The following is a 21,422-nucleotide window of genomic DNA, read 5'->3' on the forward strand; positions in this document are numbered from 1 at the left end:
CGACCGGGAGCCCCTCGGCGCGGCTCACGTCTCCCGCATCACACCGAAAGAGATCAGCCATGCGACTCAGCACCAAGGCCGCCGCCGTTTCCGCCGCCCTCACCGCCGCCCTCTCGCTCACCGCGCTCGGCGGCGCCGCCTCGGCCGCCACCCCCGCCGCCAAGGCGGCGCCGGTCACCTGCACCGCGGCCACCACGAAGGTCACCGTGCAGGAGGTCGACCGCCCCATCAACCACCTGCTCCTGAAGGCCAAGAACACGGGCACGAAGACCTGTTACGCGTACGGAGCCCCGCTGCTCCGCTTCGACGAGGGCCAGGCCGCCACTCCGTGGCTCGACGCGAGCAAGCCCCAGGCGGTCGTCACCCTCGAGCCGGGCCAGACGGCGTACGCGGCCATCGGCACGTCGTCGCCGGAGGGCTCGGAGGGCTCCCAGGCCCACAAGCTGGACGTCCACTTCTCCAACCGCGCGATGAACGGCAGCGTGGGCGGCCCGGCGGCGGCGAAGCTCCCGGAGGGTGGGGTGTACGTGGACAGCTCGGCGTTCGTCACGTACTGGCAGACGTCGGCTTCGGACGCGCTGGTCTGGTGACGGGGCACCCTCTTTAGGGCGGCGGTGAGTGGGTGGCCGAGTGAGCCCCCATCGGGCCACCCACTCACCGAGCCACTCACTCACTGAGCCACTCACTCACTGACCAGAAGGTAAGTACCGCACAAAATAGTCCGTACTTGTTCTCGCCGCAGGGCCCCGCAAGGATCAAACGCGTACCCGAGAACCCCTCGGAGACGCCCCCGAAGGAGCCCCGCGCCCATGCCCAGCACCCCCGCAGCAGCCCCCGCAACAGCCCCCGTGTCCGTCCTCGGCCTCGGCCTCATGGGCACCGCCCTCGCCTCCGCCCTGGTCAAGGCGGGCCACCCGACCACCGTCTGGAACCGCACCGCCGCCAAGACGGGCCCCCTCGCGGCGCAGGGCGCCATCCCGGCCGACACGGCGAAGGAGGCCATCGAGGCCGCGCCGCTCGTCATCGTCTGCCTCACGACCAACGACAACGTACGCACCCTTCTCGCGCCGGAGACGGAAGCGCTCGCCGGCCGCACCCTCGTGAACCTCACGAACGGAACGCCCTCCCAGGCGCGGGAGTTGTCGGCGTGGGCCGACGCGCACGGCATCGCGTACATCGACGGCGGCATCATGGCCGTCCCCCAGATGATCGCGACGCCCGCCGCGTACATCCTCTACAGCGGCACCGACGAGGCAGCCTTCGAGGCGCACCGCGACACCCTGACCGTGCTGGCCGCGGCCAAGTGGGCCGGTAAGGACCCCGGCCTCGCCGCCCTGCACGACCTCGCCCTGCTCACCGGCATGTACGGCATGGTGGCGGGCGTCGCGCAGGCCTTCGCGCTGATCGGCAGCGAGGGCATCCCGGCCCGCGAGTTCGCACCACTGCTGGAGGACTGGGTCGCGGCGATGACGCACGCGATCGTGCCGGAGACCGCCGAGGCGGTCGACGACGACCAGCACCTCACCGACGTGTCCGACCTCGCCATGAACCGCGCGGCGTTCCGCAACTTCCTGCAGGCGTACGCCGAACAGGGCCTGCGGACCGATCTCTTCGCCCCCTTCCAGGGCCTCCTGGACCGCGCGGTCGACGAGGGGTACGGCGCCGACGGCCTCACCCGCCTGGTGACCCTGCTCAAGCAGGACTGAGGCCCGCGCAGAGACTGGAACCACTACGGCACCAGCACGACCTTCCCCGTCGTCTGCCGTCGCTCCATGGCCGCGTGGGCCTCTGCCGCCTGTGCCAGCGGGAACGTCTGCACCGCGGGCACCAACTCACCCTTGGCCGCGGCCTCAAGGGCCCGCCGCTCGTGGTCGGGGCCGTCCTCGGGACGCTCGATCAGCCGCATCAGCGCGTTGGCGACGGTGATGTCCCGCTGCTCCACGAGACCCGCGTCCGGCTCGAAGCCCTCCTGCGAGGACCAGCCGATGACCACGTATCGTCCGCCCCTGCCGATGAGCCCGAACGCGGCGGCGGACTTCTCGCCGCCCACCCCGTCGAGCACGACGCTCACCTCACGCCCGTCGAGGCGCTCCCGCACGAGGTCCGCCCAGCCGGGCTCGTTGTAGTCGACGGCGAGGTCGGCGCCGAGTTCCCAGACGGCCTCGACCTTGTCGGTCCCGCCCGCGGCGCCGATCACGACCGCTCCCACGGACAGCGCGTACTGCACCACCAGCCGCCCGACACCACCGGCAGCGGACGTCACCAACACCACGTCGTCAGCGGTGAGTTGAGCGACGTCCAGCAGTCCCATGGCCGTCGCCCCGGTCATCACCATGGTCACGGCGGCCTCGTACCCGAGCCCGTCAGGCACCTCGTGCAGCTGCGCGAGTTCGGCCACCGCAAGTTCGGCGTATCCGCCGGGCGCGCTGCGCGGGGTCACGACGGACCGGCCGAGCCAGGCGGGGTCCACGCCGGGGCCGACCGCGTCGACGACTCCGGCGGCCTCCCCGCCGAAGACGGCGGGGAGTTCGGGCAGCGGCGGCGCCATGTCACTGGCGTCGCCACGCCGCATGACGGTCTCGACGAAGTGAACTCCCGCCGCGCGTACGGCGATCCGCACCTGGCCCGGCCCCGCGACGGGGTCGGGCAGGGTCTCGTACGTCAGGTTCTCGGCGGGACCGAACTCATGCAGGACAACGGCGCGCATACGTCCTCCTCAGAACGTCGACGGCCCGTCGCTCGGAACGTCGATGCACACCACCTTGCAACCTCAATCAAACTTGAGGTCAAACCCTGCGAGTGAGCTGCCCTCAGATCTGCCGCGCCACCTCGGTGGCCCAGTACGTGAGGATCATGTTCGCGCCCGCGCGCTTGATCCCCGTCAGGGACTCCATGATCGCCCGGTCCCGGTCGATCCAGCCGCGCTCGGCGGCGGCCTCGATCATCGAGTACTCACCGGAGATCTGGTACGCGGCGACCGGCACCTCCACGGCGTCGGCGACCCTCGCCAGGACGTCGAGGTAGGGCCCCGCCGGCTTCACCATCACCATGTCGGCGCCCTCTTCGAGGTCGAGCGCCAGCTCGCGCAGCGACTCGCGGGTGTTGGCCGGGTCCTGCTGGTAGGTCTTGCGGTCGCCCTTGAGCGACGAACCGACGGCCTCGCGGAAGGGGCCGTAGAACGCCGACGAGTACTTGACGGTGTAGGCGAGGATGGAGACGTCCTCGTGGCCGACCTGGTCCAACGCGTCGCGGATGACGCCGACCTGACCGTCCATCATGCCGCTCGGCCCCACGACGTGGGCGCCCGCGTCGGCCTGCACCTGCGCCATCTCCGCGTACCGCTCCAGGGTGGCGTCGTTGTCGACACGGCCCTCGGCGTCGAGGACACCGCAGTGACCGTGGTCGGTGAACTCGTCGAGGCACAGGTCGGACATGATGATGAGGTCGTCGCCGACCTCGGCGCGCACGTCGCGCAGGGCGACCTGGAGGATTCCGTCCGGGTCGGTGCCGACGGTCCCGGCGCCGTCCTTCTTCTCGTCCTCGGGCACCCCGAAGAGCATGATCCCGGAGACCCCGGCCTCCACCGCCTCGACGGCGGCCTTCTTCAGGCTGTCGCGGGTGTGCTGCACGACGCCGGGCATCGCACCGATCTCCACGGGGGTGCTGATCCCCTCGCGCACGAACGCGGGGAGGATCAGGTCGGCCGGGTGCAGCCGGGTCTCCGCGACCATGCGCCGCATGGCGGGCGTGGTGCGAAGGCGCCGGGGCCGGGCTCCGGGGAACGATCCGTACTTGGTCACTGTCTCTCTCACCTCACGAAAAGATTCCGGCCCCGGCTGAAGGATCTCAGCCGGGGCCAGGGATATGTACGGCCCTGAAGGGTCAGGGTGCCGCACGCCTCCTGCGGGAACCGGGGCGCCGCTCGCTCGGCCGGGTCACCGGGTCCCCCGCCTCCAGGGCGGCGAGCCTGCGCCGCGTGCCGAACTCGGCGAGCGCCTCGGCCAGCTTGTGCACGGACGGCTCCGGGGCCATCACGTCGACCCTCAGCCCGTGCTCCTCCGCGGTCTTGGCGGTGGCGGGGCCGATGCACGCGATGACGGTCACGTTGTGCGGCTTGCCGGCGATGCCGACGAGGTTGCGCACGGTCGAGGAGGACGTGAAGAGCACGGCGTCGAAGCCGCCGCCCTTGATGGCCTCACGCGTGTCCGCCGGGGGCGGCGACGCGCGCACCGTCCGGTAGGCGGTGACGTCGTCGACCTCCCATCCGAGGTCGATGAGCCCGGCGACCAGCGTCTCCGTGGCGATGTCGGCGCGCGGCAGGAAGACACGGTCGATCGGGTCGAAGACCGGGTCGTACGGCGGCCAGTCCTCCAGGAGACCCGCGGCCGACTGCTCGCCGCTGGGCACCAGGTCGGGCTTCACGCCGAAGGCGACGAGCGCCGCGGCCGTCTGCTCGCCGACCGCCGCGACCTTGATCCCGGCGAAGGCACGCGCGTCGAGCCCGTACTCCTCGAACTTCTCGCGCACCGCCTTGACCGCGTTGACCGAGGTGAAGGCGATCCACTCGTAGCGGCCCGTGACCAGGCCCTTGACCGCGCGCTCCATCTGCTGGGGCGTACGGGGCGGCTCGACGGCGATGGTGGGCACCTCGTGCGGCACCGCGCCGTAGGAGCTCAGCTGGTCGGAGAGCGAGGCCGCCTGCTCCTTGGTGCGCGGGACGAGCACGCGCCACCCGAAGAGCGGCTTCGACTCGAACCACGACAGCTGATCGCGCTGTGCGGCGGCGGACCGCTCGCCGACGACGGCTATGACGGGCTGGCCTCCGTCGGGCGAGGGCAGCACCTTCGCCTGCTTGAGGACCTGGGCGATGGTGCCCAGGGTCGCCTGCCAGGTGCGCTGGCGCGTCGTCGTGCCGGCGACGGTCACCGTCATCGGGGTGTCCGGCTTGCGGCCGGACGAGACGAGTTCACCGGCGGCCGATGCCACGGAGTCCAGGGAGGTCGACACGACCACGGTCCCGTCGGATGCCCCCACCTCGCTCCAGCAGCGGTCGGACGCGGTGCGCGCGTCGACGAAACGCACGTCCGTGCCCTGGGCGTCGCGCAGCGGAACACCCGCGTAGGCGGGTACACCGACCGCCGCCGCGATGCCGGGCACGACCTCGAAGGCGATGCCCTCGGCGGCGCAGGCGAGCATCTCCTCGGCCGCATAGGTGTCGAGGCCGACGTCGCCGCTGACGGCACGTACGACCCGCTTGCCGCCCCTCGCTGCCTCCATGACAAGATTGGTGGCGGCTCGCAGAGTCGTCGCTTCGGCGATCGCTGACGCGTCGTCAACTGCCCCTGGCTGAGGTGTGTCCACACCTCCCTTGGCATGCGCGCGAACGACGTCGAGCACATCCGGCTCGGCGATCAGTACGTCCGCTCGGGCCAGCGCCTCCACGGCGCGTAGCGTGAGTAGTCCCGGATCTCCGGGTCCGGCACCCAGGAAGGTGACGTGCCCGTGTGCGGGAAGGCCGGGAAAGTTCGAGGTGGGGCTCAAAGTGCTCGCTCCCCCATCAGACCGGCCGCGCCCTTGGCAAGCATCTCGGCAGCGAGTTCGCGGCCGAGCGCCATGGCTTGGTCATGCGTCTCGGGCACGGGACCGGTGGTGGACAGCTGCACCAGCGTCGAGCCGTCGGTTGCCCCGACGACGCCGCGCAGGCGCATTTCCTTGACAATCTGCCCGTCGGCCAGAAGGTCGGCCAACGCACCCACAGGTGCGCTGCAGCCGGCCTCCAGGGCGGCGAGCAGGGATCGCTCGGCGGTCACGGCGGCCCGGGTGTACGGGTCGTCGAGCTCGGCGAGCGCGGCGGTCAGTGACGCGTCGGACGCGGCACATTCGATCGCCAGTGCCCCCTGGCCGGGGGCGGGCAGAACTGTGTCGACCGGCAGGAAGTCGGTCACTTCGCCGATCCTGCCGACGCGGTTGAGGCCCGCGGCGGCGAGCACGACGGCGTCGAGCTCACCCTTGCGCACGAATCCGATGCGGGTGTCGATGTTCCCGCGGATCGGCACGGTCTCTATGGCGAGTCCGTGGTTGCGGGCGTAGGCGTTGAGCTGCGCCATGCGGCGGGGCGAACCGGTTCCGATGCGCGCGCCGCTCGGCAGCTCCTCGAAGGTCAGCCCGTCGCGTGCGATGAGCACGTCACGGGGGTCCTCGCGCAGCGGGACCGCGGCCAGGGCCAGGTCGTGCGGCTGCGCCGTCGGCAGGTCCTTCAGCGAGTGGACGGCGAAGTCGACCTCGCCGGCGAGCAGCGCGTCACGCAGGGCGGTCACGAAGACGCCGGTGCCGCCGATCTGCGCCAGGTGCTCACGGGACGTGTCGCCGTACGTCGTGATCTCCACGAGCTCCACGGGACGGCCCGTCAACTGGCTCACTGTGTCGGCCACTTGCCCCGACTGGGCCATGGCCAGCTTGCTGCGCCGTGTCCCGAGCCTCAGTGCCCTCTCGGTCATGCCCGGCCTCGATTCGGATCTGTTTGCGTTGCGTTCTGGTCGTTGGGGTCGGTGCGCTGGTCGGCCCTGCTGACGGCGGCGACCGTCTGCGGGTCGAGGTCGAAGAGGGTGCGCAGCGCGTCCGCGTACCCGGCGCCGCCGGGCTCGCTCGCCAGCTGCTTGACGCGCACGGTGGGCGCGTGGAGCAGCTTGTCGACGACGCGGCGGACGGTCTGGGTGATCTCCGCGCGCTCCTTCTCGGGAAGTCCGGGGAGCCGTCCGTCGAGCCGCGCGATCTCGTTCGCGACGACGTCGGCGGCCATCGTGCGCAGGGCGACCACGGTCGGCGTGATGTGCGCGGCCCGCTGTGCGGCGCCGAAGGCGGCGACCTCGTCGGAGACGATCGCGCGCACCCGCTCCACGTCCTCGGCCATGGGGGCGTCGGCGGAGGCCTCGGCGAGCGACTCGATGTCGACGAGGCGTACGCCGTCGATGCGGTGCACGGCGCCGTCGATGTCGCGGGGCATGGCCAGGTCGAGCAGGGCGAGCAGGACGTTGCCGGTCTCGACGAGCGAGGGGCGGCGGCGGCCCTCGGGGATGCGTGCGCCCGCGGTCACGGCCGCGGCGAGCGCGGAGATGGTGTCGGCCTCGCTCTGCGGGTCGTCGCGGCGCTCGGCGGGCGCGTTGTCCACCCAGGCGGCGTGCTGTTCGAGCGTGGCGGCGTCCATCCCGGCGACGGCTTCCTCGCCCATGACGGAGAACCCGACCCCGCGGCCCACGGTCCCGTCGCCGGAGAGCCCGAGCGGGCAGGCCTCGTCGGACGCGGTGTCGACGGCGTGCGGGGCGGCCGGAGCGGACGAGCCGCCGGTGGCCCCGCGCGGGGCGCCCACGGTGACGGGCGTCGTGACGGGTGCGCCGGTGCGGTCGGCCACGCCCGCCGCGACGGCCTCGGCCGTCAGGACGAGGCCGGTGGCGCCGGTGCAGGAGACCGCGACATCGGCACGTGTCAGTTCGGCCGCCACCTGGTCCATCGGCACGGCGCGCGCGACGGTGCCCGTGCCGCCCTCGGCGAGGATCTCTGCCAGGCGGTGCGCCCGGTCCAGGGTGCGGTTGGCGACGACGACCTCGTGGACCCCGGCGCGCGCGAGCGTCGCCGCGGCGAGCGAGGACATGGAGCCGGCGCCGATGACGAGGGCGCGCTTGCCCTTGGCCCAGGTCTCGACCGGCTCGCGCCCGGCGAGCTGTTCGAGGCCGAAGGTCACGAGCGACTGCCCGGCCCGGTCGATGCCGGTCTCGGAGTGCGCACGCTTGCCGACCCGCAGGGCCTGCTGGAAGAGGTCGTTGAGGAGCCGGCCCGCGGTGTGCAGCTCCTGGGAGCGCGCGAGGGCGTCCTTGATCTGGCCGAGGATCTGCCCCTCGCCGACGACCATCGAGTCCAGGCCGCAGGCCACCGAGAACAGGTGGTGGACGGCACGGTCCTCGTAGTGGACGTACAGATAAGGAGTGAGCTCCTCCAGGCCGACCCCGCTGTGCTGGGCGAGCAGCGTGGACAGCTCGGCGACGCCCGCGTGGAACTTGTCCACGTCGGCGTACAGCTCGATGCGGTTGCAGGTGGCGAGCACGGCCGCTTCGGCGGCGGGCTCGGCGGCGAGCGTGTCCTGCAGGAGCTTGGCCTGCGCGTCCACGTTGAGCGCGGCCCGCTCCAGGACGCTGACCGGAGCGCTGCGGTGGCTCAGCCCCACGACGAGGAGACTCATGCCGGCATCACGGCGGGGACGTCCCCGTCGGGTCCTTTGCGCTGCTGCTTGGTGGCGGCGGGCGCCACGGCACCGTCGGCCGCCGCTTCCTCGCCGGCCTTGCGCTGCTCGTGGAAGGCGAGGATCTGCAGCTCGATGGAGAGGTCCACCTTGCGTACGTCGACACCGTCGGGCACGGAGAGAACGGTGGGCGCGAAGTTCAGGATCGAGGTCACACCGGCGGCGACGAGCCGCTCGCAGACCTGCTGGGCGGCGCCCGCCGGGGTGGAGATGACGCCGATGGAGACGCCGTTGTCGCTGATGATCTTCTCGAGGTCGTCCGTGTGCTGGACCGGCATGCCCGCGACGGGTGTGCCCGCCATGGCCGGGTCGGCGTCGATCAGCGCGGCGACACGGAAGCCACGCGAGGCGAAACCGCCGTAATTGGCGAGGGCCGCGCCGAGGTTACCGATGCCGACGATCACGACGGGCCAGTCCTGGGTCAGGCCGAGCTCGCGTGAGATCTGGTAGACGAGGTACTCGACGTCGTAGCCGACGCCGCGCGTCCCGTAGGAACCGAGGTAGGAGAAGTCCTTGCGCAGCTTCGCGGAGTTGACCCCCGCGGCGGCCGCGAGCTCCTCGGAGGAGACCGTGGGCACCGAGCGCTCCGACAGAGCGGTGAGGGCTCGGAGGTACAGCGGAAGCCTGGCGACGGTGGCCTCGGGAATCCCTCGGCTGCGGGTCGCCGGTCGGTGAGTTCGGCCAGTTGCCACGGTGCTCCTGCGGGTAGAGCGGGGCTGCAGGCGGTCACACGTCCCCAGACCGCCCCGTCGAATGCAGGCTATGTCTTTGTGAACGCGTGCACAAAGATGGTGTCCGATTTGCCCGGCCAACGTGACCGGGGTCACGCGCCCCCGGCGCGCTGTACGGGAACCGGCACACATGAGGCTGCGGTGCTCAATTGATGGGGGCAAAACCGCACACTCTCCTCACGATCATCGCCCCCGAGACCCAAACCGCCCACGATCCTAAGGGACCATTCGGGCCGTTTGGACTCGTCGGTCAGTGACGATTCGGACTACGGAGCGAGCTCGCGCCGCAGCCGGTCCTCGTTCACACGCCAGAAGGTGTGCTGTTCACCATCGACCAGGACCACCGGGATCTGTTCCCAGTAGGCCTTGTTGAGCTCTTCGTCCTGAGTGATGTCCTTCTTCTCCCATACGACTCCAAGATCGCCGCAGACCTTCTCGATCACCAGCTGTGCTTCATCGCACAGATGGCAGCCGGGCTTGCCGATCAAGGTGACCGTCCGGTCCTGTGGCTTCTTCTTCTCCGCACGGCGAAAAATCGGGCTCATGACACCATTCTCGCCCCGCCGACGCGCCGCGCGGGCCGCCTCTTTAACGGTGCGGTCGCGCAGAGTTCACAGCGCCGAATCCTGCCGACTCCGGAACGGCCGAACGAACTGGCTATGCTCACGACATGGCCGCTCTCGGATGGCTCACCCCCCGTAGGCGCTCCGCCACCGCGCGGAGCGTGTTGGCAGGCGAGGCCTCGGCTGAGGCAGCGCGCAAGACCTCCCAGGAGCTGGAGGCCCTCGACGATCTCGTCGCAGCGGCCTCGCCGGAGGAACCCGAGGAGCCGGAGTTCCCGGTCTTCGGCGACGACAAGGCCGCCGCCTTCTTCGATCTCGACAACACCGTCATGCAGGGCGCCGCGATCTTCCACTTCGGCCGCGGCCTCTACAAGCGGAAGTTCTTCGAGCGCCAGGAGCTGGCCCGATTCGCCTGGCAGCAGGCATGGTTCAGGCTCGCGGGCGTCGAGGACCCCGAGCACATGCAGGACGCCCGCGACAGCGCGCTGTCCATCGTCAAGGGCCACCGCGTCGCCGAGCTGATGTCCATCGGCGAGGAGATCTACGACGAGTACATGGCCGAGCGCATCTGGCCCGGCACCCGCGCCCTGGCCCAGGCCCACCTCGACGCGGGCCAGAAGGTCTGGCTGGTAACCGCCGCCCCGGTGGAGACGGCCACGATCATCGCCCGCCGCCTCGGCCTGACCGGCGCGCTCGGCACGGTCGCCGAGTCCGTGGACGGCGTCTATACGGGAAAGCTCGTCGGCGAGCCCCTGCACGGCCCCGCCAAGGCGGAGGCGGTGCGCGCGCTCGCAGCGGCCGAGGGACTGCACCTGGCCCGCTGCGCCGCGTACAGCGATTCGCACAACGACATCCCGATGCTCTCGCTCGTCGGGCATCCGTACGCGATCAATCCCGACGCCAAGCTGCGCAAGCACGCGCGTGAACGGGACTGGCGGCTGCGGGACTACCGCACCGGCCGCAAGGCCGCCAAGGTCGGCATCCCCGCCGCCGCCGGAGTGGGCGCCCTCGCAGGTGGGACGGCCGCGGCCATCGCCCTGCACCGCCGCCGCCACTGAGCATTCTCTCGGTCATACCCCGCCCGGGCTCCCGCCAGTCACGTTGGTAGCACTCGGCCACAACACGCCCCGTGCTGAGACGGAATGTGACCTATTTCGATCAACAACTGCTCACTGTGCGCTACTTGAACGGGCATAGACCGATAACAGAAGCGACGTAATCGGTGATTTGAGCAACTGGGTGTAGTGCCGCCTGTACGAAGCGTTATTCTCCTCAGACGCATTACGGACCCCACACGTCGCTACGACGGGTGAACGGTTCCGCACTGCACGTGATGGAAGCTCTGCCTCTGGGAGTCCCGTGTACCCACACGTCGGGGTTGACGCCTCGGGCCTGGCTACGCTGCGCGCAACGGTCGCCGACCGCTTGCGCGGCTTCGTCCCCACCGCGTACGCCGGCCCCGCCGTCCCCGCATTTGCCGTCCCCACACCCGCCGGGCCCGTCTATGCCCTGGCGGACAGCGGCGCGGCGGTCAGCAGACGGGCTCGTTCCGCCTCTGCCGCCACCTCAACCCCCACCCCCCGCCGTCCCGCCGCGGACAGCGACAGCGCCCGCATGATGGACCTCGTCGAACGCGCCCAGGCGGGCGAGTCCGACGCCTTCGGCCGTCTCTACGATCAGTACAGCGACACGGTCTACCGCTACATCTACTACCGCGTCGGCGGCAAGGCGACCGCCGAGGACCTCACCAGCGAGACCTTTCTGCGCGCCCTGCGCCGCATCAGCACGTTCACCTGGCAGGGCCGTGACTTCGGCGCCTGGCTTGTCACGATCGCTCGCAATCTGGTCGCCGACCACTTCAAATCGAGCCGTTTCCGCCTCGAAGTGACCACAGGCGAAATGCTCGACGCCAATGAGGTCGAGCGCAGCCCCGAGGACTCCGTCCTGGAGTCCCTCTCCAACGCCGCACTGCTGGACGCCGTGCGCCGCCTCAACCCCCAGCAGCAGGAGTGCGTGACCCTGCGCTTCCTGCAGGGCCTCTCGGTCGCCGAGACCGCTCGGGTGATGGGCAAGAACGAGGGTGCGATCAAGACCCTCCAGTACCGCGCCGTCCGCACGCTGGCCCGGCTGCTGCCCGACGACGTGCGCTAGCTCCGCACGCCCTCCATCGCCCTCTGTAGCCGTGCGGAGCGCCCAACTCACGCTCCGTGGCGGCCAGATGGCCGTCACGGAATTTGGGCGGTCCGATCATCCTCCGTCCGTAACCCAAGTGCCGCGACGCTCGTTGTGCGGGATGCAGGCTCCCTGTGGTCGCCCCCTGACTACCTCCGCTCACTCTTTCGTGTGGAAGTGCTCAGGTCGGGCAACCCTCAGGACCCCCTGGGGAGTCGACCGTCATGACGAGAGGAGGTGCCGCCAGTGATCGCGAACGTATCGGCACACCGGCGGGCGAACGCCTTCGCCCAGGCCCTGGAGGAGCAATCCGACCAGGGCCCGGCGGCCGAGCAGTCCGAAGGTTCCGTCACGCCCGAGTCCGGGCCGTCCGAAGCGACGGCCCCGGACAGGATGCTGACCCTGGCGACCGGCCTCGGCGAGCTGCCGAAGCCGGAGCTGGATCCCGAGGTCAAAGTGGTCCAGCGGGCCCAGCTCGTAGCTGCCATGGAGGCCATGCTCCTTGAGGGCACGGCCGCGGGCGGTGGGACCATCGGCACCTCGGTGCCCGAACAGCGGTCCCGCAAGGGTGCCCACCGGGCCACGGGACTGCGCAAACTCAAGCCGCGCTCCCGGCTGTCGCAAGGCATCGCCGCGGGCGGGCTCACCGTCGGCGTGGCCGCCGGCGCGTTCAGCGGGGTGGCCGCGGCCAGCTCCGACGCACTGCCGGGCGATTCGCTGTACGGCTTGAAGCGCGGCATGGAAGACCTCAAGCTCGGCATGGCCGACGGCGACAGCGACAAGGGCGGGGTCTATCTCGACCACGCCTCGACGCGGTTGAACGAAGCCCGTCGGCTGATGGAGCGCGGCCGCAGCGGCGACCTCGACCACGAGTCGCTCGGCGAGATCAGGCGAGCCCTCTCGGGCATGCGCCACGACGCCACGGAGGGCCACCGCCTGCTCCACCAGGCGTACGAGAGGGACGGCTCGCTCGGTCACATCCAGACCCTGTCCGCCTTCACCGAGTCGCACCGCAGGAGTTGGAGCGACCTGCAGAGCAGGCTGCCCGTCCAGCTCGGTGACGTGGGCGATCAGGTCAGCTCGGTGTTCGACGCGATGGACCAGGAAGTGGACCCCCTCCGCTCCCTGCTCCCCCGTACCCCGGACAAGAGCGACAGCCCAGGGCAGCCCAGCCAGGGCGACTCCGCGGGCTCCTCGGCCCCGGACAGCCCCTCGGCCCCGGATTCCTCCCCGCGGGACGGAGCGAGCGCCGACAAGCGCGAACCCCGCCCGTCGGCACCCGACAAGGGCGAGGACGACGGCCTGCTGGGCGGCAACACCGGCGGCCTCCTGGACCCCCCGAAGTCCGACACCACCCCGAGCAGCCCGTCGAACGGCGATTCCTCCGGCAAGGAGACCCCGACGCCGAAGCCGGACGTCACGGTGCCGCCCATCCTCCCCGGCCTGCTGCCGGGCCTCGGGATCGACGAAGAGGACGTGAGGTAGCACTCGCATCACCGGACGGGCTGAACCTCTTCATGGGGTTCAGCCCGTCCGGCGTTCGTCCGGTGTTCGTCCGGCGTCTGATCCGTCAGAAGAAGACGGACCGCCGCTGCACCAGCAGCTTGTAGAGCGTGTGCTGGATCTGCTCCCGGACCTGGTCGGTCAGGTTGAACATCAGCATCGGATCCTCGGCGGCCTCCGGCGGATACCCGTCCGTCGGGATCGGCTCCCCGAACTGGATCGTCCACTTCGTCGGCAGCGGCAGCGCCCCCAGCGGACCAAGCCACGGGAACGTCGGCGTGATCGGGAAGTAGGGGAAACCGAGCACCCGCGCCAGCGTCTTCGCGTTGCCGATCATCGGGTAGATCTCCTCCGCCCCCACGATCGAGCAGGGAACGATCGGGGTCCCGGCCCGCAGCGCGGTGGACACGAACCCGCCCCGCCCGAACCGCTGCAGCTTGTAGCGCTCGCTGAACGGCTTCCCGATGCCCTTGAAGCCCTCCGGCATCACCCCGACCAGCTCGCCCCGCTCAAGGAGCCGCTCGGCGTCCTCGGCGCACGCCAGCGTGTGGCCCGCCTTGCGCGCCAGCTCGTTGACCACCGGCAGCATGAAGACCAGATCCGCCGCGAGCAGCCGCAGATGCCGCCCCGCCGGGTGGTTGTCGTGCACGGCGACCTGCATCATCAGGCCGTCGAGCGGCAGCGTCCCCGAGTGGTTGGACACGATCAGCGCCCCGCCCTCCGACGGGATGTTCTCGATGCCCTTCACCTCGACGCGGAAGTACTTCTCGTACAGCGGCCGCACCAGGGACATCAGGACCTGGTCGGTGAGCTCCTCGTCGTAGCCGAAGTCGTCGACCTCGTACTCGCCCGTGAGCCGCCGGCGCAAGAACGCGAGGCCACCCGCGATACGCCGCTCAAGGCCACCGCCACCGCCCCGCGGCTCCGGTTCGGCCCTGGACCCGGTGTCGGGTGCCTCCTGGCGCGAGGGCTCCGGCTCGGCCGGCTCCACCTGCGGTTCTCCGTCCTGCTGGCCGGGCATGGCCGTGACCTCACGTACGGCTGCCGGATCGTTCTTGCGCCGGACCGTGCCCCTGCGGCGGGGCGGGCGCTGCGCACCCGCGCGCGACCGGTCGTCGTCGAACGGAATGACCTTGGCGTCCGCCATCGTTGACGCTCTCCTCAGTTGGCGCTCTGGTTGCCCGCGAAGGGCAGCGTGGCGATCCGGTCGATGGCCCCCGCCACGGCCTGCGGCGGCATCAGACCCGGACCCCGACTGCGTACGAAGTCCGCGAAGGTCTCCGCGGTCGTGTACTTGGGGCTGAAGCCCAGTGTCTCGCGCATCTGCCGGGTGGCGACGACCCGGCCGTGCGTGAGCAGCCTGATCTGCTCGGGCGAGAAGTCGGTGGCGCCCAGTGTGCGCAGCGCCTGGCCGACCCAGGTGATCGCCGGCATGAACACCGGCAGCGTCGGACGCCCCAGGCGCCTCGAGCACTGCGAGAGCAGCAGCAGGCCGTCACCCGCGATGTTGAACGTGCCGCTGTTGAGCGTCCCGCGCTCCGGCTCGCGCGCACCGAGGCGCAGGACCTCGACCGCGTCGTCCTCGTGCACGAACTGCAGCCGCGGGTCGTAGCCGAAGACGGTCGGCAGGACCGGCAGCGAGAAGTACTCGGCGAGCGGGGAGTCCGCGGCAGGACCCAGGATGTTCGCGAACCGCAGCACGCAGACCGCGACGTCCGGCCGCCGGCGCGCGAATCCGCGTACGTACCCCTCGACCTCGACGGTGTCCTTGGCGAAGCCGCCGCTCGGCAGCGACTTCGGCGGGGTCGTCTCGGTGAAGACCGCGGGGTCACGCGGCGCGGAGCCGTACACGTTGGTGCTCGACTTCACCACGAGGCGCTTGACCGTCGGCGACTTCTGCAGGGCGCCGAGCAGCTGCATGGTGCCGATGACGTTCGTTTCCTTGAGCGAGCCGCGGTTGCCGCCGGCCAGCGCGGTGCCCGTGACGTCCATGTGCACGACGGTGTCGACGGAGAACTCGGCGAGCACCTTGGCGATGGCGGGCTGCCGGATGTCGGCCTGGACGAAGTCGGCGCCGCCCAGATGGTGCTCGGGCGGGACCGCGTCCACGGCGACCACCCGGTCGACCTCAGGGTCCCGGAGCACGCGTCGGACGAACCGCCCGCCCAGTTGACGGGCCACCCCGGTCACGAGCACGACCTTGCCCAAGATCAGCGCCTGCCTTCCCCAGCCCTCGAAGTCCTGCCGCGCCCCATCATTTCTCTCCTGGCACACGCTAGCGGGTCGATGTTGCGCTGTGATGACCGCCCGATGCAGGAAGTGACGACAGCCTCAACACAAGTGCACGGACCTGGCCCTATGCCCAGACCAGGACGTACGCAGGGTCGGGACGCACATCCTGCCCAGGCCGTACGTTCGAAACAAGCCCCCGGGCGGCCCGCCGAGCCCGGAAAACCGGCCGGAAGACGCCCCGGCGAGTGCCCACGACAGAGCCGGGGAAACGCCGAAGCCCTCCCGCCGGATGACGGGAGGGCTTCGGTACGCGCTGTACAGCTGTCGCTTACTTCTTGTTGCGACGCTGAACGCGAGTGCGCTTCAGCAGCTTGCGGTGCTTCTTCTTGGCCATCCGCTTACGCCGCTTCTTGATAACAGAGCCCACGACTACCCTCGCTCACTTCTCTTCACTCGGTGCGGGGCAGCTGACTGGGCCCACACGACCTACGTCGGCCCTAGCCTACCCGCCCCCGGGTGAGGGACGTAATCGAGGGGGATCGACCGGCTCCGGTCAGCCCGCCTCGACTCCTACATAGGACTCGCGGAGGTACTCGTGAACCGCCTGCTCCGGGACCCGGAAGGACCTCCCGACCCGGATGGCGGGCAGATGACCGCTGTGCACCAAGCGGTACACGGTCATCTTGGACACTCGCATCACCGAGGCGACTTCCGCCACGGTCAGAAACTGAACCTCGTTCAGCGGCCTCTGGTTATCAGCCATGACACCCCACCTGAACCTTCCGCACATGACGGGCACCGGCTTCCCCTTCCGGTGACTCTTCGTCGCTGCGCGCTCACTCCCCAGACTAGGGGCGGATGATGCGAGTGGGGAAGAGGAGTAGCGATCGGCCGCCTACTGTGACAGACACGCTCGATTGAGTACATAGCGAGTAAGCGGTCGGTAGTAATCAGACCGCACAGCGTCATCAAGCGGAACGACGACGGACACCTGCCCCTCGGCCTCTCCGACGAACAGCGCGGGATCGTCCGTATCCGCCAGACCGATCGCCTCGAACCCCAGCTGACCTGCCCCGCAGACCCATCCGTGGTCGCCGATCACAAGCTCTGGAAGCGGTCCGTCGGCCTCCGCTGCGGCCGCGAGAGCGGCTCGAACCGGGAGCGGGGAGTGGGTATGTGCGCCGGTCTCACTCCCGGTGGGACGCGCGCCGGGTTCCCGCACCAGCGCGACTCCTTGTACGTAGTCAAGGTTGTACGTGCGTAGGCCGAACCGGGTCGTTATGTCGACACTGCTGCCCTGCGCGGGGGTGAGGACGGTGCACCCGGCCGCCGACAAAGCGTCCGCCAGGGCGGCGTAGAAACCGAGGAGCCGGTGCGGATGTCCCGTCCCGAAGAGCACGGGAAGCCGCCCTCGCACCGCCTCGGCGAGCCTTTCGGCGAAGGCGTCCAGCGCGACCAACGTCCGCTCCGGGTCGATGACATCGACGCCCGAGGTGTGCCGCGGGTCGGCGGACACCCCGCACTTGTCGGCCATGAGATCGAGCAGGTCGCCGGGCCCCCAATTCCACTCGGGGTCGAGGCCGAGCATTATCCGCGGGTCCCGGGCCGCGAAGAGCCGATAACTCCGCAGGCTCTCCTCCCGCGTGGTGGCCACGGGCCCGGCCAACCGGGCGGCCAACAGATGCGCGCGCAACGCTCCGGTGCTCAACACGCTGTGAGCGTGCCGCAGAGAAGGCTCCAGCACCCTCAAAACCCCGGAAACCCCCCACAGTTGGGCTAACGGGGGCACACTGCGGCGCACTCAACTCAGCCCGTCCGGCGCTTGAGGACATCTTGTACGGGGGCCCAGGGAAAGCCCCGCAGGGCCCGCCCGAACCACCACGCCCTCCTACGGCAACAACCCCCGCAGCGGAAACGCCGAGCGGCGAGCAGCGAGCACTGCCTGGTCGAGCCGATCGGCAGGATCGTAACCGTCCTCCCACTCCGCCCAGGAGACAGGCCACCGCCCATCCGTCATCCGCGCCGGCGCCAACTGCCGCGTACGAGCGAACACTTCCTGCCGCCAGGCCTCAGGAATCTCCGCCGAGGGCAGCACCTCCCGCCCCGCGGCGATCGCGGTCAGATGGGTCCAGGACCGAGGCACCACATCCACCACGGCGTACCCGCCCCCACCCAGCGCGACCCACCGCCCGTCGGCGTACGAGTGCGCCAACTCATGGCAGGCCACCTGCACGGCCCGCTGGGCATCGAGCGAAACGGCCAGATGAGCCAGCGGATCCTCGAAATGCGTGTCGGCCCCGTGCTGGGTCACCAGGACCTGCGGCCTGAACTCCGCCAACAACTCCGGCACCACGGCGTGGAACGCCCGCACCCACCCCGCGTCCCCGGTCCCGGCCGGCAACGCCACATTGACCGCCGAGCCCTCCGCCGCCCCGGCCGCCCCCGTCTCCTCGGGCCACCCGGTCTGCGGAAACAGCGTTCGCGGATGCTCGTGCATCGAGATCGTCAGGACGCGCGGATCGTCCCAGAAGGACGCCTGCACACCGTCCCCGTGATGCACGTCCACATCCACGTACGCGACCCGCTCCGCACCCAGCTCCAGCAGCCGGGCGATCGCCAACGACGCGTCGTTGTAGATACAGAACCCTGAGGCGGACCCCGGCATCGCATGATGCAGCCCACCCGCGAAGTTCACCGCGTGCAGCGCTTCCCCACGCCACACCGCCTCGGCCGCACCCACCGACTGCCCGGCGATCAGCGCCGACACCTCGTGCATCCCCGCGAAGGCGGGATCATCCACGGTCCCGAGGCCATAGCTGCCGTCCGCCGACGCCGGATCGACGGACGCGGCCTTGACCGCCTCCACATAGTCCTCGCGATGCACGAGCCGCAACGTCGAGTCACCGGCACGCTTGGCCGCGACCACTTCCAGCTCGCGGTCGAGCCCGAAGGCACCGACCAGGCTTCTGGTCAGCGCGAGCCGGACCGGGTCCATGGGGTGCTCAGGACCGAAGTCATAGCCCGTTACTGCCTCGTCCCACATCAGCTGTGCGTGGCCGCTCATGCCCGTCACCGTATCGGTCCGGTCCGGGGGCGAAAGACCGGGCGTACAACAAGGTCACGAGCACCAACACCATGGGAACGAGCATCGCCCCGCGGTAGTTCCAGGCATCTCCCAGCGCGCCCACCAGCGGTGAACCGATGAGGAACCCCACGTAGTTGAAGATGTTGAGCCGCGCGACAGCTGCGTCCGACGCCCCGGGGAAGAGCCTCCCCGCCGCGGCGAAGGTCTGCGGAACGATCACGCACAGCCCGAGCCCGAGCACCGTGAACCCGAGAATCCCCACCCACGCCCCCGGCGCCACCGCCACGATCGCGAATCCGAGAGCGCCCACCACTGACCCGGCCCGCACCACCGCCACGGCCCCGAACCGCCGCACGCCCAGGTCCCCGAGGCCGCGCCCCAGCAGAGTCATGACCATGTAGACGTTGTAGGGGATGGTCGAGACCTCCTCCGAACTCCCCAGCACGTCCTGCAAATACTTGGCGCTCCAGTTGGAGACGGTCGAATCCCCGATGTACGCGAAGGTCATCACCAGGCACAGCGGCAGGAGCAGCTTGAAGACGACCGGGCCGCCCTTCTCCTCCCCGGGCACACCGTCCGCGTCCCCGGCGGCCTTCGCATCGACGTACCACCGGCTCCCCACCAGAGCCGCCGGCAACAGCACCACGACCACCGGCAGATACGAGACGAAGAGCGAAAGGTCCCAGTGCGCCCCCGCCCACGCGATCGACGCCCCCGCGATCCCGCCCAAGCTGTACGCCGCGTGAAATCCCAGCATGATGCTGCGCCCGTACGCCCGCTGAAGGCTCACCCCGAGCATGTTCATGGACGCGTCGAGCGCCCCCACCGCGAGCCCGAAGGCCCCCAGCGCCACGGCCACTTGCCACAGGGCGTCGCCCGCACCGGCCCCGAGCAGCGCCAGGAGCACCACGGGCTGCGACCACCGCAGCACACGGCTGGGCGCCACCCTCTTGACCAGCCACTCCGTGCCGACGCTCCCGACGCCCGCGAGGATCGGCACCGCGGCGAGAAACACCGGCAGCAGGCCGTCGGATATCCCGTACCGATCCTGGATGGCGGGGATGCGCGTCACCAGCAACGCGAAGGTGACGCCCTGCACCAGGAAGCTGAACGCCAAAGAGGCCCTGCCGCGCCGCAGCTCATCTGTCATGGCTGCAGAGCGTAGGACCCCTGACTACCGGTGGGTAGATAGATCACCCACCCAATTCCCACGTCTTGTCCTCCCCGCCTCAGGCCGCCCCCTTCGGGTCACCGCCCGAGCGCGGCGACCTCCGCGCTCACCTTCTTCTCCATCGGATCGACGACCAGCGGCCCGCTCGCCACCACCGTCGCCGTGATGGTGACGCCCGCGATCACGCCGCCCAGCCACACCATGGTGTCGACCGGCAGCGTGTACGCCCCCACGACCCGCACCGCGGCCTCACCGAACAGCGCGACACCCCACATCACCGAGAACGTGCGTTCCATCCGCGCGAACCGCCCCCGCTCGGCGATCAACCGCTCCCACACAGCCGTCCGCACCGGATTCCCCTTGGTCACCCAGGGCTTGAGCCCCACGGTCATCAACGGCCGCCCCGCGGCCACGGACACCAGCACCGCGATCCCGATCGTCGCGGTGATCCCGCTGTCCTTGGCGAGCATCAGACGCGGGTCACCGGCCAGCAGGCTCAGCAGCAGCCCGACGATGTTGGCGGCCAGGATGAGCGCCGCCAGTCCATTGACCCGCCGTTCCCTCACCACGCTCCACAGCGTCCGCCCGGCGGGCACCACGCTGCTCCAGGCGAGCGCCGCCATCGTCCCCATCCCAAAGCCCTTGCTGAGCAGGTAGTACGAGGCCGTCGGCACGACCGCGTCCAGCACGAGCGGCTTCAGCGACTCCCAACGGGACTGCCGGACGGGGGCTTCCGCAGGGGCGGCGACCTGGCACGTTGCGCTCATGGCGTTGAATCCTCCGTCGTCACTGTCACTGGGTACGTCCCGTTCGTTCTCGACGCACTCAGCTTCGCGGCGACCACCCGTCGTCCGACAGAAACGATCGTCCGGACCTCGCGATGACAAATGTCAGGCCGTGCCCACGGCCCGCGTCATACGAGCAGGTCAGGCAACTCCGCCATGTCCCCGAAGAGTTCAGTGGCCCCCGAGAGCCGCTCGGCCGGCGTCATTGCGGTGAACCCGAACACGTCCATTCCGGCCGCCACAGCGGCCGTCACCCCCAACGGACTGTCCTCGACCACCAAACACCTCCCTGGCGCCACACCCATCCGCTCGGCGGCGTACAGAAAGAGATCCGGCGCCGGCTTCCCCCGCCCCACGTCCTCGGAGCTGAAGATCCGCTCGTCATCGAACCACCGGTCGAGTCCGGTCCGCCGATGCCCGACACGAATCCGCTCATGGCTTCCGGACGAGGCAAGGCAGTACGGCACTCCCCCGGCCACCAGCTTCTCCAGTACGCCGATGGCCCCCGCCACAGGCTCCAGCTCCCGCTCGAAGGCAGCGAACACACGAGCGTGAAAGGACACGTCGAAATCCTCGGGCAGCCGCTCACCACTGCGCTCAAGAACAAGGTCGTGTACGCGATGGACGGCGGCGCCCATGTAGTCACGCAGGGAGTCCTCATACGTGGTGGGGTGGCCGAGCTCGGTCAGATAGGCGGCCAGGATGGTGTTGGAAAGCGGTTCGCTGTCCACAAGAACACCGTCATTGTCGAAGATGACCAGGTCGTAACGCATAACTCGACCCTAAACGCAGAAAACCCCCGCACCCAGAGGGTGCGGGGGTTTCCCGTTAATAATAGTTCGGCGGCGTCCTACTCTCCCACAGGGTCCCCCCTGCAGTACCATCGG

Annotated in this window: 21 protein-coding genes; 5 read left to right on the top strand and 16 right to left on the bottom strand. The window is 70.0% G+C overall.

The genetic code is table 11. The features are described from left to right. Positions 1-59: 59 nt before the first annotated feature. Together AB0I66_RS39315 and AB0I66_RS39320 are read left to right on the top strand one after the other, a co-directional pair. On the top strand, positions 60-590 hold the full coding sequence (locus AB0I66_RS39315; RefSeq protein ID WP_363212862.1) for a DUF4232 domain-containing protein: 531 nt from the start codon (positions 60-62) through the stop codon (positions 588-590). Between the two features lie 219 nt (positions 591-809). Then, a complete protein-coding gene (locus tag AB0I66_RS39320) occupies positions 810-1,706 on the top strand; it encodes an NAD(P)-binding domain-containing protein (protein WP_363212863.1) in 897 nt (298 codons plus the stop codon). A gap of 23 nt (positions 1,707-1,729) precedes the next feature. On the opposite strand, the gene AB0I66_RS39325 is transcribed toward AB0I66_RS39320, so the two are convergent. The 7 genes from AB0I66_RS39325 to AB0I66_RS39355 all read right to left on the bottom strand — a co-directional run bounded on the left by AB0I66_RS39325 (position 1,730) and on the right by AB0I66_RS39355 (position 9,569). Then, positions 1,730-2,707: a zinc-binding dehydrogenase gene (locus AB0I66_RS39325; protein WP_363212864.1), complete on the bottom strand. Its 978-nt coding sequence runs from the start codon at positions 2,705-2,707 to the stop codon at positions 1,730-1,732. A gap of 103 nt (positions 2,708-2,810) precedes the next feature. Beyond that, positions 2,811-3,800, bottom strand: coding sequence for a porphobilinogen synthase (hemB, locus tag AB0I66_RS39330; RefSeq protein ID WP_363212865.1), 990 nt, complete (start codon positions 3,798-3,800; stop codon positions 2,811-2,813). 82 nt (positions 3,801-3,882) lie between these two features. Continuing rightward, the gene (locus AB0I66_RS39335; RefSeq protein ID WP_363212866.1) at positions 3,883-5,541 is read right to left on the bottom strand and encodes a bifunctional uroporphyrinogen-III C-methyltransferase/uroporphyrinogen-III synthase; all 1,659 of its coding nucleotides are present in this window, start codon (positions 5,539-5,541) and stop codon (positions 3,883-3,885) included. After that, positions 5,538-6,497 carry a hydroxymethylbilane synthase gene (gene hemC / locus AB0I66_RS39340; RefSeq protein WP_363212867.1) on the bottom strand — a complete coding sequence of 320 codons (960 nt, stop codon included), beginning with the start codon at positions 6,495-6,497 and terminating at the stop codon, positions 5,538-5,540. The genes AB0I66_RS39335 and hemC overlap by 4 nt, the downstream gene beginning before the upstream one ends. Then, the gene (locus tag AB0I66_RS39345; RefSeq protein ID WP_363212868.1) at positions 6,494-8,233 is read right to left on the bottom strand and encodes a glutamyl-tRNA reductase; all 1,740 of its coding nucleotides are present in this window, start codon (positions 8,231-8,233) and stop codon (positions 6,494-6,496) included. Before AB0I66_RS39345 ends, hemC begins: the two co-directional genes overlap by 4 nt. Then, complete coding sequence (locus AB0I66_RS39350; RefSeq protein WP_363212869.1) at positions 8,230-8,985, bottom strand: redox-sensing transcriptional repressor Rex; 756 nt, start codon at positions 8,983-8,985, stop codon at positions 8,230-8,232. The genes AB0I66_RS39345 and AB0I66_RS39350 overlap by 4 nt, the downstream gene beginning before the upstream one ends. Before the next feature lie 305 nt (positions 8,986-9,290). After that, a complete protein-coding gene (locus AB0I66_RS39355) occupies positions 9,291-9,569 on the bottom strand; it encodes a glutaredoxin family protein (RefSeq protein ID WP_363212870.1) in 279 nt (92 codons plus the stop codon). A gap of 125 nt (positions 9,570-9,694) precedes the next feature. On the opposite strand from AB0I66_RS39355, the gene AB0I66_RS39360 reads away from it, so the two are divergent. The 3 genes from AB0I66_RS39360 (at position 9,695) to AB0I66_RS39370 (ending at position 13,244) form a co-directional block, all read left to right on the top strand. Next, the gene (locus AB0I66_RS39360) at positions 9,695-10,645 is read left to right on the top strand and encodes an HAD-IB family hydrolase (protein WP_363212871.1); all 951 of its coding nucleotides are present in this window, start codon (positions 9,695-9,697) and stop codon (positions 10,643-10,645) included. A 301-nt stretch (positions 10,646-10,946) separates the two neighbouring features. Continuing rightward, the gene (locus tag AB0I66_RS39365; RefSeq protein WP_160506459.1) at positions 10,947-11,738 is read left to right on the top strand and encodes an ECF subfamily RNA polymerase sigma factor, BldN family; all 792 of its coding nucleotides are present in this window, start codon (positions 10,947-10,949) and stop codon (positions 11,736-11,738) included. A 267-nt stretch (positions 11,739-12,005) separates the two neighbouring features. Further along, on the top strand, positions 12,006-13,244 hold the full coding sequence (locus tag AB0I66_RS39370) for a DUF5667 domain-containing protein (protein ID WP_363212872.1): 1,239 nt from the start codon (positions 12,006-12,008) through the stop codon (positions 13,242-13,244). Positions 13,245-13,329: 85 nt separating this feature from the next. On the opposite strand, the gene AB0I66_RS39375 is transcribed toward AB0I66_RS39370, so the two are convergent. From AB0I66_RS39375 to AB0I66_RS39415, 9 genes are all read right to left on the bottom strand, one after another. Beyond that, a complete protein-coding gene (locus AB0I66_RS39375) occupies positions 13,330-14,409 on the bottom strand; it encodes a lysophospholipid acyltransferase family protein (protein ID WP_363212873.1) in 1,080 nt (359 codons plus the stop codon). 14 nt (positions 14,410-14,423) lie between these two features. Next, positions 14,424-15,470 (bottom strand): NAD-dependent epimerase/dehydratase family protein, encoded by a 1,047-nt coding sequence (locus tag AB0I66_RS39380; RefSeq protein ID WP_363212874.1) that lies wholly within the window; start codon positions 15,468-15,470, stop codon positions 14,424-14,426. 352 nt (positions 15,471-15,822) lie between these two features. Next, positions 15,823-15,921 (bottom strand): AURKAIP1/COX24 domain-containing protein, encoded by a 99-nt coding sequence (locus AB0I66_RS39385; protein ID WP_003948845.1) that lies wholly within the window; start codon positions 15,919-15,921, stop codon positions 15,823-15,825. Between the two features lie 126 nt (positions 15,922-16,047). After that, positions 16,048-16,257, bottom strand: coding sequence for a helix-turn-helix domain-containing protein (locus tag AB0I66_RS39390; RefSeq protein WP_157996488.1), 210 nt, complete (start codon positions 16,255-16,257; stop codon positions 16,048-16,050). A gap of 132 nt (positions 16,258-16,389) precedes the next feature. Continuing rightward, positions 16,390-17,205, bottom strand: a complete 816-nt coding sequence (locus AB0I66_RS39395) for a phosphatase (RefSeq protein WP_363212875.1) — start codon at positions 17,203-17,205, stop codon at positions 16,390-16,392. A 177-nt stretch (positions 17,206-17,382) separates the two neighbouring features. Next, a complete protein-coding gene (locus AB0I66_RS39400; RefSeq protein WP_363212876.1) occupies positions 17,383-18,558 on the bottom strand; it encodes an acetoin utilization protein AcuC in 1,176 nt (391 codons plus the stop codon). Beyond that, the gene (locus AB0I66_RS39405) at positions 18,509-19,729 is read right to left on the bottom strand and encodes an MFS transporter (protein WP_363212877.1); all 1,221 of its coding nucleotides are present in this window, start codon (positions 19,727-19,729) and stop codon (positions 18,509-18,511) included. The genes AB0I66_RS39400 and AB0I66_RS39405 overlap by 50 nt, the downstream gene beginning before the upstream one ends. 98 nt (positions 19,730-19,827) lie before the next feature. After that, on the bottom strand, positions 19,828-20,517 hold the full coding sequence (locus AB0I66_RS39410) for a VC0807 family protein (RefSeq protein WP_363212878.1): 690 nt from the start codon (positions 20,515-20,517) through the stop codon (positions 19,828-19,830). Positions 20,518-20,663: 146 nt separating this feature from the next. Then, entirely contained in the window at positions 20,664-21,308 is a 645-nt protein-coding gene (locus tag AB0I66_RS39415; protein WP_363212879.1) for an HAD family hydrolase, read from the bottom strand. Positions 21,309-21,422: the final 114 nt, after the last annotated feature.

The organism is Streptomyces sp. NPDC050439 (genome assembly GCF_040655335.1).
In the GTDB taxonomy this organism is placed as follows: Bacteria; Actinomycetota; Actinomycetes; order Streptomycetales; family Streptomycetaceae; genus Streptomyces.